The organism is Billgrantia sp. C5P2, from assembly GCF_051062895.2.
Genome location: NZ_CM128542.1, coordinates 3604650 through 3619148, shown reverse-complemented (window position 1 = coordinate 3619148; position 14499 = coordinate 3604650). Strand labels below are relative to the sequence as shown.

Here is a 14499-nt window from a genome sequence, read left to right as displayed (position 1 = left end):
TCGTTGTATGCGCTTCTGTAAAATGACTACAACAGCCGCGTCGCGGCCTGACATTCCCCTGATCGTCAGTAGCATTGACCCGTCCCAGCGTCCAAGTGCATGGGACGATCTGACATCACATTGTCACTCGGAGAGACGTCTATGAGTCTGGAGGCAAGAGAAGATTTCGATCCGGTCGAAACCACGGAATGGCTGGATTCCCTGGAGTCGGTCCTGGATCGTGAGGGCGAGGAACGCGCCCGGTACCTGCTGACACGCCTGGCCGACCGGCTGCGTCGTGACGGCATGCAGGCACCCTTCTCGGTGACCACGCCGCATCGCAACACCATCCCGGTGCACCGCGAAGCGCCGATGCCGGGTGACTTGTTCATGGAGCGGCGCATTCGCTCGCTGATCCGTTACAACGCCATCGCCCAGGTCATCCGCAACAACCGCGCCAACCCGGGCCTGGGTGGGCATATCGCCAGCTTCATGTCCGCCGCCACGCTCTACGACGTCGGCTTCAACCATTTCTTCCGTGCGCCCAATGGCGATTTCGAGGGTGACCTGGTCTACATCCAGGGCCACGTGGCACCGGGCGTCTATGCCCGCGCCTATCTGGAAGGGCGCCTTACCGAAGCGCAGATGGACAAGTACCGCCAGGAAGTCGACGGCGATGGCCTGTCGTCCTATCCGCACCCTTGGCTGATGCCCGACTTCTGGCAGTTCCCCACCGTCTCCATGGGCCTGGGCCCGATCCAGGCGATCTACCAGGCTCACGTGATGAAGTACCTCGATTCGCGCGAGCTCAGGAATATGCATGATCGCAAGATCTGGTGTTTCATGGGCGACGGCGAGTGCGACGAGCCGGAATCGCTGGGTGCCATCCACCTGGCCAGCCGCGAGAAGCTCGACAACCTGATCTTCGTTATCAACTGCAACCTGCAGCGCCTCGATGGCCCGGTGCGTGGCAACGGCCGCATCATCGACGAACTCGAGGGCGTCTTCCGCGGCGCCGGCTGGAACGTGCTCAAGGTGGTCTGGGGCCGGCTGTGGGATCCGCTGTTCGAGAAGGACAAGAAGGGCATCCTGCAGAAGCGCATGGACGAGGCGGTTGACGGCGAATACCAGAACTACAAGGCCATCGACGGCGGTTACACCCGTGAGCACTTCTTCGGCAAGTACCCGGAAACCGCCGAGATGGTCAAGGACCTGTCCGACGAGGACATCTGGCGCCTCAACCGTGGCGGTCACGATCCGTTCAAGGTCTACGCGGCCTACCATGAGGCGGTCAACAACGCCAATGGCCGCCCCACCGTGATCCTGGCGCATACCGTCAAGGGCTACGGCATGGGCAGCGGCGAGGGCGAGGCTTCCATGGAAGCCCACCAGGTCAAGACCATGGAATACGAAGCGCTGCGCAAGTTCCGCGACCGCTTCGGCATTCCGCTGACCGACGAGCAGCTCAAGGAGGTGCCGTACTACAAGCCGGAGGACGACTCTCCCGAGCTCAAGTACATGCACCTGCAGCGCGAGCGCCTGGGTGGTTACCTGCCGCAGCGCCGCAGCGACTTCCAGGCATTGACGATCCCGTCGCTCGAGGACAAGACCTTCGCCACCCAGCTGGTCGGCTCCAAGGGGCGCGAGATCTCCACCACCATGTCCTTCGTGCGCATTCTCAATGGCCTGGTGAAGGACAAGAAGATCGGCCAGCAGGTGGTACCGATCGTGCCTGACGAGGCGCGTACCTTCGGCATGGAGGGCATGTTCCGCCAGCTCGGCATCTATACCTCCGAAGGCCAGAAGTACGAGCCCGTCGACAAGGGCCAGATCATGTTCTACCGCGAGGACAAGAAGGGCCAGATCCTCGAGGAGGGCATCACCGAGGCCGGCGCGATGTCGGCGTGGATCGCCGCGGCGACCTCCTACAGCAACCACAACCTGCCGCTGCTGCCGTTCTACATCTACTACTCGATGTTCGGCTTCCAGCGCATCGGCGACCTGGCCTGGGCCGCTGGCGACCTGCAGGCGCGCGGTTTCCTGGTCGGCGGTACCGCCGGGCGCACCACGCTGAACGGCGAGGGCCTGCAGCACCAGGATGGCCACAGCCACCTGCAGGCGGCGACCATCCCCAACTGCCGCAGCTACGATCCCACCTATGCCCATGAGGTGGCGGTGATCGTCCAGGATGGCCTGAAGCGCATGTTCGCCGACAAGGAGAACTGCTTCTACTACCTGACGGTGATGAACGAGAACTACGAGCACCCCGAGCTCGAGAACGTGCCGGCCGAGGACATCATCAAGGGCATGTACCTGCTGCGCGAGCATCAGGGCGACAAGGGCCACGTGCAGCTGCTCGGCTCCGGCACCATCCTGCGCGAGGTGGAAGCGGCGGCCCAAATGCTGGCCGAGGAGTGGGGCGTGGCGTCCGACGTGTGGAGCGTGACCAGCTTCAACGAGCTGCGTCGCGAGGCCCTGCTGCTCGAGCGTGAAGCCTTCATCAACGCTGCCGAAGAGCCGGTCAAGCCGCACGTCACTCGCTGCCTGGAAGGCCGCAAGGGGCCGGTCATCGCCTCCACCGACTACATGCGTCTGTTCGCCGATCAGGTCCGTGCCTGGGTGCCGACCGACTACCATGTATTGGGAACCGACGGCTACGGCCGCTCCGATACCCGCGAGAAGCTGCGCCACTTCTTCGAGGTCGATCGGTACTTCGTGACCGTGGCCTCGCTCAAGGCGCTGGCCGACCGTGGCGAGTTGGATCGCAAGGTCGTCGCCGAGGCGATCAAGAAGTACGGCATCGATCCCAACAAGCCCAATCCGCTGACGAGCTGATCCGGTGGCAAGGCGGGCATGAGCCCGCCTGTTCCAGGCACGATTTGGAAGGAGCGCGACCTTGAGTAGCGAAATCATAAAAGTTCCAGACATCGGCGGCAGCGAAGACGTCGAGATCATCGAAATCGCCGTATCCGAAGGGGACGTCATCCAGCCCGAGGACACCCTGATCACGCTGGAGTCCGACAAGGCCAGCATGGACGTACCCTCGCCCAAGGGCGGCAAGGTCGTTCGCGTGCTGGTGAAGGAGGGCGATACCGTCTCCGAGGGCGACGACATCGTCGAGCTCGAGGTGGAGGGTGGCGGCAGCGATGATGCCGGCAGCGGCGAGAAGGCCGAGGCCAAGCGGGAAGAGGCGCCCAAGGAGCCCCAGGCCGCCGAAGAGAAGCCGGCAGCGAAGAAATCCTCCGGCGGCGGCAAGCGCACCGTCGAGATCAAGGTGCCCGACCTGGGCGGTTCGGAGAACGTCGAGGTGATCGAGGTGGCCGTCTCCGAGGGAGATGAGGTCAACGAAGAGGACCCCTTGATCACCCTGGAGTCCGACAAGGCCTCCATGGACGTACCGAGCCCCCACACCGGGAAATTGGTCACGTTCACCGTCAAGGAGGGCGATACCGTCTCCGAGGGTGACGTGATCGGCACCATGGAGATCGCTGGCGACGGCGAGGCCGACGAGGCCGAGCCCGAGGCGGTGGAAACCACCGCGGAACCCGCCGAACAGGCAGAGGCCCCGGCCGAGGAAGAGGCCACCAGCGGTGAGCCCGAGCGCAAGGAGATCCGCGTACCGGATCTTTCCGGCTCGAGCGACGTGCCGATCATCGAGATCGCCGTCAGCGCCGGCGACGAAGTCGACGAAGAGGATCCGCTGATCACCCTGGAGTCCGACAAGGCCTCCATGGACGTGCCGAGCCCCTACAAGGGCAAGCTGATCGAACTCACCGTCAAGGAGGGCGACACCGTCTCCGAGGGTGACCTGATCGGCTATATCGAGGTTGCCGGAGCCAAGCCGCGGGCGGCCACGCCCAAGTCCAGCAAGGCGCCTAGCGAGCCGAGCGAAAAGCCGGCCTCGCCCACCCAGGCCAAGCCGACCCCGGCCGGTACGCCGAGCCCCGAGGCGCAGATGGCGGCCCACAAGCCGCGCGACGGCAAGCTGGTGCACGCCGGCCCCGCGGTGCGCATGCTGGCACGCGAGCTGGGCGTCGACCTGGGGCTGGTCAAGCCGAGCGGGCCCAAGGAGCGGGTGCTCAAGGAGGACGTCCACGCCTACGTCAAGCAGGTGATGGCCGGCCAGGCCAAGGCGCCTGCTGCCGCGCCGGCGGCGACCGGCGGCGCGGGCATCCCGCCGGTACCGGACCAGGACTTCAGCCAGTTCGGCGAGATCGAAGAGAAGCCGATGGGCCGCCTGCTCAAGATGGGCGCGACCAACCTGCATCGCAGCTGGCTCAACGTGCCCCACGTCACTCAGTTCGACGAGGCGGACATCACCGAGCTGGAGGCCTTCCGCAAGTCGATGAAGGCCGAGGCCGAGGCCCAGGGGGCCAAGCTCACGCCGCTGCCGTTCATGATCAAGGCGTGCGCCTTCGCCCTGCGCAAGTTCCCGCAGTTCAACGTCAGCTTGAAGAGCGACGGCGAGACCCTGGTGTGGAAGAAGTACGTCCACATCGGTGTCGCGGTCGATACGCCTGACGGGCTGATGGTGCCGGTGATCCGCGATGCCGACAAAAAGTCGCTGATCGAGCTGGCCAAGGAGAGCGTGGAGCTGGCCGGCAAGGCGCAGTCGAAGAAGCTCAAGCGCGAGGAGATGACCGGCGGCTGCTTCACCATCTCCAGCCTGGGCTCCATCGGCGGCACCGCCTTCACGCCGATCGTCAACGCCCCGGAGGTCGCCATCCTCGGCGTCTCCAAGGCCCAGATGAAGCCGGTGTGGAACGGCTCCGACTTCGAACCGCGGCTGATGATGCCGCTGTCCCTCTCATACGACCACCGGGCCGTCAACGGTGCCGATGCCGCACGCTTCACCGCCTTCCTGGCGGCAGCGCTGAGCGACATCCGCCGCCTGCTGATGTAAGCGAGGCCCGAAGCAGCACCGACGGCGTCCTCCGGGGCGCCGTCGGTTTTTTTGTGCACCCCACTTTAGGCAGGGAAGACCAAAGTGCAAGCCGGCCTTAATTGTCTGAAAAAGCAGTAGCTTTGGGCAGGTAGGCGAGGCTTTTCGGCAGCCTGCGGTTGTCTGGCGTCGCCGCCGCGGTTATCGTTCATGACATTCCCTTTACTCACAAGAATTTCCACTCTCTCAAGGAGCAGCTAGATGCGTTTGATCCTGTTGGGCGCGCCGGGTGCCGGCAAAGGTACCCAGGCCCAGTTCATCTGCGAACGCTACAAGATTCCGCAGATTTCCACTGGCGACATGCTGCGCGCGGCGGTCAAGGAAGGCAGCGAGCTGGGGCTCAAGGTCAAGGAGATCATGACCAGCGGAGGCCTGGTGTCCGACGATCTGATCATTTCGCTGGTCAAGGAGCGCATCGCGCAGCCCGACTGTGAGAACGGCTTCCTGTTCGACGGCTTCCCGCGCACCATCCCCCAGGCCGATGCCATGAAGGAGGCCGGGGTCAAGATCGATCACGTCCTCGAGATCGCCGTGGCGGACGAGGAGATCGTCAAGCGTTTGGCGGGGCGGCGCGTGCACCCCGGCTCCGGTCGGGTCTATCACGTCGAGTACAATCCGCCCAAGCAGGAAGGCAAGGACGATGTTACCGGCGAGCCGCTGATCCAGCGCGACGACGACCGCGAATCCACCGTGCGCAACCGCCTGGCGGTGTACCACGAGCAGACCGCACCCCTGGTCGACTACTATCAGGAGTGGGCCGAGAAGGAGCCGCAAGCGGCACCGGCCTACCACCGCGTGGAAGGCGTGGGCAGCGTCGACGAGATCACACGCAAGGTGACCGAGGCATTGGACGGTTAACTCCCTTCGAGCACGTACCTTCTGGAATGGCCCGCCTCGGCGGGCCATTCGCATTGTGGATCATCGTCCCACGCGCCGCAGCGGCGTATAATGGTCCGCCCATGCCATGACACGATATTTCCTATGCCGATCCTGCTGGCTCTCGATGCTTCTTCCAGTGCCTGTTCCACCGCTCTGCTGATACGGCGCGACGGCGCCGAGGAGCGGCTCGTGACTCGCTGCGCCCTGACACCCCGAGAGCATACCCGCCGCCTGTTGCCGATGGTCGACGAGGTGCTGGCCGAGGCGGGCGTGTCGCCTTCCGAACTTGATGCCGTGGCCTACGGCCGCGGCCCAGGCTCTTTCACCGGCCTGCGTATCGCCGCCGGCACGGCCCAAGGGCTGGCCTATGGTCTGGACCGCCCCTTGCTGGGCGTCTCGACCCTCGAGGCGCTGGCCCTGGCCGCGCATCGACGCCACGGCGTCGAGCATATCGTCACGGCCATGGATGCACGCATGGGTGAGATCTACGTCGCCGCCTGGCGCTGTCGCGATGGCGCGACCGAAGCCCTGCTCGATGAGGCCGTAATGCCGCCGCAGCGCCTGCAACTGCCCGAGGTTTCAAGCGAAGGCGGATGGCATGGCATTGGCTCCGGCTGGGCGCTGTGGGAGGCGATGCCAACTGAGGTACAGGCGGCCATTGCGCAGCGCGATGCCGAATCCGAGCCTGCCGCCGAGGAGATGGTATTGCTGGCCGCCAGAGACTATGCACAGGGTCTTCGCCCCGCCGCACACGAGAGCCAGCCGATCTACCTGCGCGATCAGGTAGCGTGGCAGAAGGGCAAATGAGCCTCGTCGATGCACCGTCGGTTCAGGTGAGCGACGGGCTCACGCTTCGGCGCGAGGGGGATGCCCTGGTGCTGGCCGGCGACCCGGCGTGCTACGGCAAGCCGCTCAGGGTCGACTTCACAGAAGGCCGGGTGGCGCATCGGCGCCGCTTCGGTGGTGGGAGAGGCCAGCTCATCGCTCGGGCCTGCGGTCTGGCGGCCGGCGTAACCCCCAGCGTGATCGATGCCACCGCCGGCCTGGGGCGAGATGCCTTCGTGCTGGCCAGCCTGGGTGCCGAGGTACTGCTGATCGAGCGCGTGGCTCAGATTCATGCCTTGCTGGAAGACGGCCTGGCGCGTGCCGCCCAGGACCCCGAGTCGGCGGAAATCGTCGCCCGCATGCATCTGGCCCATGGCGACGCCGCTTGCGATCTCGCTGCGCTGGTTGCCGCCAGCACGGTGGCGCCCCAAGTGATCCATCTCGATCCCATGTTTCCCCGCCGCGAGAAGTCGGCGCTGGTGAAGAAGGAGATGCGCCTGTTCCGTGAGCTCGCCGGAGACGACGACGATGCCCCGTTGCTGCTGGAAGCGGCGCTGGATGTGGCCAGCCACCGCGTGGTGGTCAAGCGTCCGCGCAAGGCCCCGCCCATCGAGGGCCCGGCGCCACAGCACGTTATCGAAGGCAAGACCAGTCGTTACGACCTCTACGTTCACCGTTCCCTGAAGGCCTGAAAACTAATCCAAGCCAGTCCAGCGCTTCCCCTACCCATGGCTGATGAGCTGTAGCCTATGCCGCAGCGCCGGATCGTACAGCTCGCCGGTTCGCTGCGCGGCGCTGCGTAGCCGTTCGTCGAACCACAGTCGTTCATCCTGCTCCCAGACCCAGCCTTCGGCTTCCAGACTTTCGATCAGGCTGGCGAACAGCTTGCGGTCGAAGAACTCCGGCGCATCGCGTCCGGTGAGCAGGGCCAGGCGCTCGGTCAACTGCTGGCTGCGTTCGGCCAGAGCGTCACGGCTGAGGTTCCCCGGGGGTTGGTCGAGCAGGATCGCCAATAGCAGGTAGCCGCGCTCCAGCGAGGGCTGCATCAGCCTCGCCAGCAGGCGTAGCTGCTCGCCGGCTTCCAGGCTCCTGGGGCGCTGCCAGCCGTCGCCATGGCGTTGCAGCAGGCCTTCCTGGAACAGCGCCTCCAGCATCGCGGGTAGAACTTCGGGCAAGTCCGCGGGCTCGAGAAACAATTCTCGAGTCAGTATTGGCCAGGGCGGGCCGAGCTGAGCGAGCAGGCCCTCCAGGTCGTGGCGCGGAGCATGGCGAAAGGCGAAGGCAGTCAGCCCGGCCAGGGCGAACAGGTGCAGCACGTTGTTGCGGTACCACACCAGCAGGCTGGCCTGCTCCGCCGTTGCCATGAGGATATCGCCCAGTGCATGCGGGCGGCGTTCGATCATCCCCAGGGCGACGACCTCGGCGATCCACTCCTCTGGAGTGCCCTGCGGTAGATTGACGTGCTGCCCACCGGGGCAGTGACGCTGCAAGGCGGCCAGCAGGGCGAGCTGGCGCGACATCAGGCTGGCTTCGATGGCGTGGTGGGGCGTGGCCAGGAGCACCAGTGCCACCAGGTTGACCGGATTGAGTGCCGCCGCGGCGTTGATGCGCCGGGCCAGCTCATCGCCGAGTCTCGGCACGGCATGGCTGAGCCAGGCCGGTTTGGCCTGGGTGAGATCGTCTCGCCAGCCCGGTGCGGTGTCGTTTAGCCAGGCGCCAAGCAGCAGCGGCTCGCCGACATTGACCGTCACCTTGCCGAAGGGCTGACGCAGTTGGCCGAGAACGCGGAGTAGCGCCAGCGGCGACTCCTTGCGCTTCTTGCCGCCGCGCAGCTCGCGCTGATAGCTGGCATTCTCGATGATGCGTTCGTAGCCGATGTAGACCGGAATGAACACGAGTCGGGGCGGGCTGGAGCCTGCCGCGCTGCGTCGGAACGAGCGCAGCGTCATCGACAGCATGCCGGGGCGTGGGGTGAGCATGCGCCCGCTGCGCGAGCGGCCGCCCTCGATGAAGTATTCCAGGGGATGGCCGCGCGCCAGCAGGCGATGCAGGTACTCGTTGAACACGGCGGCATAAAGCGGCTTGTCGCGGAAGCTGCGACGCATGAAGAAGGCGCCGCCGCGGCGCAACAAGGGACCGATCAGCGGCATGTTCAGGTTGCGACCGGCGGCGATGTGCGGAGGCATCAGGCCGTCTCGATAAAGTACGTAGGAGAGCAGCAGGTAGTCGATATGGCTGCGGTGGCAGGGAACATAGACCAGCGTATGATCGCCGGCCAGCGCCTTGACCCGATCCAGACCAAGGACATCGACGCCATCGTACAACCGATTCCAAAGCCGCCGCAGCAGGCCATCCATGAAACGCAGTACCGGGTAGGTCATGTTCGAGGCGATTTCACGACCGTAGCGCAGGGCGCGCCGCTGGAGGCGTTCGGGGGAACGTCTCTCGGCTGGCGCCAGCTCGCCGATGACGCGACGCACTTCAGGGCTGGCTGCCACGCCCTCGATCAGGGTGCGGCGGTGGGAGAGATCGGGGCCGAGTACGCGCGTGCGCATGCGCCGGAAGTGGACACGCAGTAGCCGTGCGCTCTTGCGATTGGCCATGGCGGGCCCGCGATCGTCCAGCAAATCGCGCAGCAGTAGCGGTGCCCCGAAGTGCACCTCGACGCTCTTGCCATTGATCAGCACCGACAGCACCCGACGCAGCCGGCCGGCCAATTGCCAGCTATCGGCCGCCAGCAGGCGCCAGAAGCCGAAGCGCTTGCCCGGCGCGCGCCCCCAGAACACGCTCACCGGGATCAGTTGGATATCGACCTCGGAGTGGACATCGAGGTGTTCGAAAGCCTGGTGAAAGGGAGCCTCGAGTGCGCGGCTGCGTCGCCACAGGCGACGCTGGCGGGTGGGCAGCGCGACACTGGCCGGCAGCTCGAGGCCATCCAGGCGAATTCGGCCGCGGGCCGGCGGCAGCCCATGGCGTTGGCACAGCACCTCGAGCAGCAGAGCGTCGGAAAGCGCCGGATGGGGCAGAACGTAGAGCGTTGGCCGTGCAGGATCGATGGCGAGGTCGCCGGGGTCGGGCTCGATGAGCCGGGTCTCGACCCAGATCTTGATCAAGCCCTTGAGTGGGGCGCGAAGTGCAGCGAGCAGAGTGTGGGCTAGGGCCATCCGATTGCCTCGACGTCGAACCGAGGGGCCAGTATAGCCATGGCTTTCCCTTGGCGTGCAAACGTGCGTCAATCACCGCAGACAAGGAGACGGGAGGCATGCCATGCATGGCGTGTGGCGGGATGGCAATCGGTTCGAGCTGTTGGCGGAGTCGTCGTGCTTCCTGCCGGTAATGTTCTCGGCCATCGAAGAGGCACGCCGCTCGGTACTCATCGAGCTCTACCTGATGGAGTCGGGGCGCCTGGCCACGGCGCTGATCGATGCCCTGTGCCGGGCAGCGGAGCGCGGCGTGACGGTCGCCCTGTTGCTCGATGCCTATGGCGCCATGGGGCTCGCCGGCGAGGACCGGCGACGCCTGATTCAGGCTGGCGTGGCGCTGCGGCTGTTCAACCCGCTGGGGCTGAGTTCGCTGGCGCGCAACCTGACCCGGGATCACCGCAAGCTGGTGGTGATCGACGGGCGAGTCGCCTTCACCGGCGGCTTCGGCGCGGTCGATGAGTTCCTCGAAGCCTGGTACGAGGTTGCGGTGCGTATCGAGGGTCCGGTCATCGCCGATTGGGTGCGGCTGTTCTCGCGGCTGTGGGATTCGCCGATGACACGCGGGGCGGGCGAAGCGGCCCTGGTGCGGCAACTGGAGCTGGATCTCAGCCCGCACGATGACTATCACGGCATGCGTGGCCGGGTGGTGTGGGGTCAGGGCTATCGCTACCAGGCCATTCGCCATTCGCTGTACGACCGCGTGTCATCGGCGCAGCACCGCATCTGGCTGTGCACGCCCTACTTCGTGCCCACCCGCAGCCTGCGCAGGCGGCTGGCACGTGCCTCCCGCCGCGGCGTCGACGTGCGCCTGCTGCTGCCAGGCCGTGATCACGACCACCCTTGGGTGCGTTATGCCGGCCAGCGTTTCTATCGGCGGCTGCTGCGCGCCGGGGTGCGCATCTTCGAGTTCCAGCCCACCTTCATCCACGCCAAGTTCTCGCTGGTCGACCAGTGGTCGAGTCTGGGCTCATGCAATTTCGATCACTGGAGCCTGCAATGGAACCTCGAGGCCAACCAGGAAGTGGACGACGCCCGCTTCGCCGGCGAAGTGGCTATGCTATTCGAGCGCAACTTCGCCGCCAGCCGCGAGATCACCTACCGGGAGTGGGTGCAGCGCCCGCGCTGGCAGCGCTTCAAGGAGTGGATCTTCGGCAGCTTCGATGCCTGGCTGACGCGGCTGCGTTAGCGCCAGCGCTTCCGGGTAAATATCAATATCGCTTTGTAGCGCTACCGTGCGAATTGGGGAAGACAGGTGATACTACCGCTTGCCCTTGCCGGGGCCACGTCCCGCGGGCTTCTTCTTGCGCGGCATGGGCTTGGGTGTCTCTGGCGGTACGCGGTAGTGCAGGTAGAGGTCCAGTACCAGGTCAGGCAGTTGAGCGGCCAGCGACTCCAGGCGTGTAGTATCCGCCACCATCTCGGCCATGTCCGGCTCGTCCTCGAACAGCCCCGAAAGCGCCATGAACGGCAGCAGCAGGGTGGCGACGGTTTCCTCATCCTGCTCGAACCAGGCCGCCTCGTCGAGGAACACACCCTCCATGAAACCGGCGCACCAGTCGCCGATGGGCGTCTCCTCGGCTGGCAGGCCGTCGAGCGTCAGCTCGAAGGGCAATTCCGGCAGGCCACCCTGCTCCAGGGTCTGGATGGCATTGTCGCGCAGCTTCTCCAACAACCCCAGGATTTCGCCGCGCTCGGCGGCGTCGGCGAACGCCGGCTCGCCGTGGAACAGTTCTGCGACCCAGGTTGCGGCTTCGACCTCACGCGGTGCCACGGCCAAGGCGACGAGGAAGCCGTGGGCCGAGATCAGGTCCAGGGCGTCGGGGTCGACGCTTTCGGAGTCGAGGAATTCGTCGAGGCGCTCGAGTTCCTCGTCCTCGAGCAGGGGGTAGGGCAGGGGCGTGTCGGACATCGGGCCTCTCGCTTGGCATGGTGAACGGATGGCGTCGGCAGGGCTGGACGCCGCCTTGGCGGGCGGTCATTCTAGCATCCCATGAGAGAACCCGCGCTTCCCGAACCTTGCCCCGAGTGGCTGGCAAGCCTCGACGATACGGCCCTTCACCGCGTTCTGCTGGAACGGGTGGAGGCCGCCTGGCAGCTGTGCCGCCACTACCACCCCGAGTTGCCGCGGCCCAAGGTCTGGTGCGACCTGCGCGGCAAGTGTGCCGGCCAGGCCCACTACGGCCGTGGCGGGCTGCGCTTCAACCCGGTGTTGTTTCGCGAGAATCGTCACGCCTTCCTGGCCGAGGTGGTGCCGCACGAAATGGCCCACTGGCTGGTGCGTCACCTGAGTGATGGGCGTCAAGCGAGGCCTCACGGGCGCGAGTGGCGCACCGTGATGGAGCGCTTGTTCGGCCTCGAGGCGAGGGTGACGCACAGTTTCGACACCTGCCGAGCGAGCCCAACGCCTTACCGCTACCATTGTGGTTGTCAGGCACACTTCTTCACCGCGCGGCGCCACTCGCTGGCTCGCAAGGGGCGTCGCTACCGTTGCCTCTCCTGCGCTGAGACCTTGGTCTATCAGTCGTTTGTAGAGCATGAAAAATATGCTACAAATGACTGATTACTAAAGAGAAAATCCTGATACCAATGTCTAAGAGGAAGGCCTGCGCCGAGAGTATATGCTGATGGGCGAATCTGAAGCCGGCGCGACTCACAACAAGGCTGCCGGTAACATCCACCGTGAGGGTGCATCTCCTGGAAGAGGCTAGCCAATGACCGAACAGCACAAAATCCATCCGGTACGCGACGACTTTGCCGCCAACGCCTGGATCGATCGCGAGAAATATCAGGCCATGTACCAGCAGTCCGTCGACGACCCCGAGGGATTCTGGGCGGAGCAGGCCAAGCGTATCGACTGGTTCAAGGCGCCGACGAAGATCAAGAGTACTTCCTTTGACCCGCATAACGTCGACATTCGCTGGTTCGAGGACGGCACCCTCAATGCCAGCGTCAGCTGCCTCGACCGGCATCTGGAAAAGCGTGGCGATCAGACTGCCATCATCTGGGAGGGCGACGATCCCAAGGATTCCAAGCACGTCACTTACCGTGACCTGCACGCCAAGACCTGCCAACTGGCCAACGCGCTCAAGGAGCTCGGCATCGGCAAGGGCGATGTCGTCACTCTCTACATGCCGATGATTCCCGAGGCGGCCGTGGCCATGCTGGCCTGTGCCCGCATCGGCGCGGTGCACTCGGTGGTGTTCGGCGGCTTCTCCCCCGATGCCCTGGCCCAGCGCATCATCGGCGCCGACTCCAAGCTCGTCATCACCGCCGACGAGTCGGTGCGCGGTGGCAAGCAAGTGCCGCTCAAGGACAACGTCGACGCCGCCCTGACCCGCAAGGGCACCGAGGTGTGCGAGACGGTGCTGGTGGTCAAGCGCACCGGCGGCGAGATCGAGTGGAAGGATGGCCGCGACGTCTGGTATCACGACCTGGTCGATAAGCAGGCGACCGATTGCCCGGCCGCGGAGATGAACGCCGAGGATCCGCTGTTCATCCTCTACACCTCAGGCTCCACCGGCGCGCCCAAGGGGCTCAAGCACACCACCGGCGGCTACCTGGTCTACGCCAGCATGACCCATCAGTACATCTTCGACTACCAGGATGGTGAAGTGTACTGGTGCACCGCCGACGTGGGCTGGGTCACTGGCCACAGCTACATCGTCTACGGCCCGCTGGCCAACGGTGCCACCACGCTGATGTTCGAGGGCGTGCCGAGCTACCCCAGCCATGGCCGCATGGGCGAGATCGTCGACAAGCACAACGTCAGCATCCTCTACACAGCGCCGACCGCGATCCGCGCCCTGATGGCCCATGGCGACGGTGTGATGGACTCCAGCAAGCGCGACAGCCTGCGCCTGCTCGGCTCGGTGGGCGAGCCGATCAACCCCGAGGCGTGGGAGTGGTACCACCGCGTGATCGGTAATTCGAAGTGTCCCATCGTCGATACCTGGTGGCAGACCGAAACCGGCGGCATCATGATCTCGCCGCTGCCCGGCGCTGTGGACCTCAAGCCGGGCTCGGCCACGCTGCCGTTCTTCGGCGTACAGCCGGCATTGCTCGACAGCGAAGGCAACGAGCTGAAGGGTGCCGTCGACGGCAACCTGGTGATCCTCGACTCCTGGCCCGGCCAGGCGCGCTCCATCTGGGGCGATCACGAGCGCTTCGTACAGACCTACTTCTCCACCTACAAGGGCGTGTACTTCACCGGCGATGGCTGCCGTCGCGACGAGGACGGCTACTACTGGATCACCGGTCGCGTCGACGACGTGCTCAACGTCTCCGGCCACCGCATGGGTACCGCCGAGATCGAATCCTCGCTGGTGGCCCACGAGGCCGTGGCCGAGGCAGCCGTGGTCGGCTTCCCCCACGACATCAAGGGCCAGGGCATCTACATCTACGTAACCCTGACCGACGGCGTCGAGCCGAGTGACGAGCTAAAGAAGGAGCTGACCCAGTGGGTGCGCAAGGACATCGGTCCGATCGCCTCGCCGGACGTCATCCAATGGGCGCCGGGCCTGCCCAAGACCCGCTCGGGCAAGATCATGCGCCGCATCCTGCGCAAGATCGCCGCCAACGAAACCGATGGCCTTGGCGATACCAGCACCCTGGCCGATCCGAGCGTGGTGGATGACCTGATCGAGAACCGCGCCGTTCGCTAACCATCCCGGT

General features: G+C 65.3%; 10 protein-coding genes. 8 read left to right on the top strand and 2 right to left on the bottom strand.

Features of this window, described 5'->3' with window-relative positions; all coding sequences use genetic code 11:
- The first annotated feature begins 141 nt into the window (after nucleotides 1-141).
- From aceE to ACRWQA_RS16635, 5 genes are all read left to right on the top strand, one after another.
- Nucleotides 142-2814: a pyruvate dehydrogenase (acetyl-transferring), homodimeric type gene (gene aceE, locus ACRWQA_RS16655; protein WP_263582816.1), complete on the top strand. Its 2673-nt coding sequence runs from the start codon at nucleotides 142-144 to the stop codon at nucleotides 2812-2814.
- Nucleotides 2815-2875: 61 nt separating this feature from the next.
- The gene (gene aceF / locus ACRWQA_RS16650; RefSeq protein ID WP_434229301.1) at nucleotides 2876-4882 is read left to right on the top strand and encodes a pyruvate dehydrogenase complex dihydrolipoyllysine-residue acetyltransferase; all 2007 of its coding nucleotides are present in this window, start codon (nucleotides 2876-2878) and stop codon (nucleotides 4880-4882) included.
- A 240-nt stretch (nucleotides 4883-5122) separates the two neighbouring features.
- Nucleotides 5123-5779: an adenylate kinase gene (gene adk, locus ACRWQA_RS16645; protein ID WP_263582818.1), complete on the top strand. Its 657-nt coding sequence runs from the start codon at nucleotides 5123-5125 to the stop codon at nucleotides 5777-5779.
- 123 nt (nucleotides 5780-5902) lie between these two features.
- Nucleotides 5903-6607, top strand: coding sequence for a tRNA (adenosine(37)-N6)-threonylcarbamoyltransferase complex dimerization subunit type 1 TsaB (gene tsaB, locus ACRWQA_RS16640; protein WP_434229300.1), 705 nt, complete (start codon nucleotides 5903-5905; stop codon nucleotides 6605-6607).
- A complete protein-coding gene (locus ACRWQA_RS16635; RefSeq protein WP_434229299.1) occupies nucleotides 6604-7317 on the top strand; it encodes a class I SAM-dependent methyltransferase in 714 nt (237 codons plus the stop codon). Before tsaB ends, ACRWQA_RS16635 begins: the two co-directional genes overlap by 4 nt.
- A 30-nt stretch (nucleotides 7318-7347) precedes the next feature.
- On the opposite strand, the gene plsB is transcribed toward ACRWQA_RS16635, so the two are convergent.
- Nucleotides 7348-9789 (bottom strand): glycerol-3-phosphate 1-O-acyltransferase PlsB, encoded by a 2442-nt coding sequence (gene plsB / locus ACRWQA_RS16630; RefSeq protein WP_434229298.1) that lies wholly within the window; start codon nucleotides 9787-9789, stop codon nucleotides 7348-7350.
- Nucleotides 9790-9892: 103 nt separating this feature from the next.
- On the opposite strand from plsB, the gene ACRWQA_RS16625 reads away from it, so the two are divergent.
- Nucleotides 9893-11014, top strand: coding sequence for a phospholipase D-like domain-containing protein (locus ACRWQA_RS16625; RefSeq protein WP_263582822.1), 1122 nt, complete (start codon nucleotides 9893-9895; stop codon nucleotides 11012-11014).
- Nucleotides 11015-11086: 72 nt separating this feature from the next.
- Here ACRWQA_RS16625 and ACRWQA_RS16620 read toward each other — a convergent pair whose 3' ends face one another.
- Nucleotides 11087-11737, bottom strand: a complete 651-nt coding sequence (locus ACRWQA_RS16620; RefSeq protein WP_434229297.1) for a YecA/YgfB family protein — start codon at nucleotides 11735-11737, stop codon at nucleotides 11087-11089.
- A gap of 81 nt (nucleotides 11738-11818) precedes the next feature.
- On the opposite strand from ACRWQA_RS16620, the gene ACRWQA_RS16615 reads away from it, so the two are divergent.
- Together ACRWQA_RS16615 and acs are read left to right on the top strand one after the other, a co-directional pair.
- The gene (locus ACRWQA_RS16615) at nucleotides 11819-12388 is read left to right on the top strand and encodes a SprT family zinc-dependent metalloprotease (protein ID WP_263582824.1); all 570 of its coding nucleotides are present in this window, start codon (nucleotides 11819-11821) and stop codon (nucleotides 12386-12388) included.
- A gap of 151 nt (nucleotides 12389-12539) precedes the next feature.
- The gene (gene acs / locus ACRWQA_RS16610; RefSeq protein WP_434229296.1) at nucleotides 12540-14489 is read left to right on the top strand and encodes an acetate--CoA ligase; all 1950 of its coding nucleotides are present in this window, start codon (nucleotides 12540-12542) and stop codon (nucleotides 14487-14489) included.
- Nucleotides 14490-14499: the final 10 nt, after the last annotated feature.

Excerpts from the sequence above, each read along its gene's own strand:
- aceE (WP_263582816.1), top strand. The coding sequence starts at position 142 with ATGAGTCTGGAGGCAAGAGAAGATTTCGATCCGGTCGAAACCACGGAA.
- adk (WP_263582818.1), top strand. The coding sequence starts at position 5,123 with ATGCGTTTGATCCTGTTGGGCGCGCCGGGTGCCGGCAAAGGTACCCAG.
- tsaB (WP_434229300.1), top strand. The coding sequence starts at position 5,903 with ATGCCGATCCTGCTGGCTCTCGATGCTTCTTCCAGTGCCTGTTCCACC.
- ACRWQA_RS16635 (WP_434229299.1), top strand. The coding sequence starts at position 6,604 with ATGAGCCTCGTCGATGCACCGTCGGTTCAGGTGAGCGACGGGCTCACG.
- plsB (WP_434229298.1), bottom strand. The coding sequence starts at position 9,789 with ATGGCCCTAGCCCACACTCTGCTCGCTGCACTTCGCGCCCCACTCAAG.
- ACRWQA_RS16625 (WP_263582822.1), top strand. The coding sequence starts at position 9,893 with ATGCATGGCGTGTGGCGGGATGGCAATCGGTTCGAGCTGTTGGCGGAG.
- ACRWQA_RS16620 (WP_434229297.1), bottom strand. The coding sequence starts at position 11,737 with ATGTCCGACACGCCCCTGCCCTACCCCCTGCTCGAGGACGAGGAACTC.
- ACRWQA_RS16615 (WP_263582824.1), top strand. The coding sequence starts at position 11,819 with ATGAGAGAACCCGCGCTTCCCGAACCTTGCCCCGAGTGGCTGGCAAGC.
- acs (WP_434229296.1), top strand. The coding sequence starts at position 12,540 with ATGACCGAACAGCACAAAATCCATCCGGTACGCGACGACTTTGCCGCC.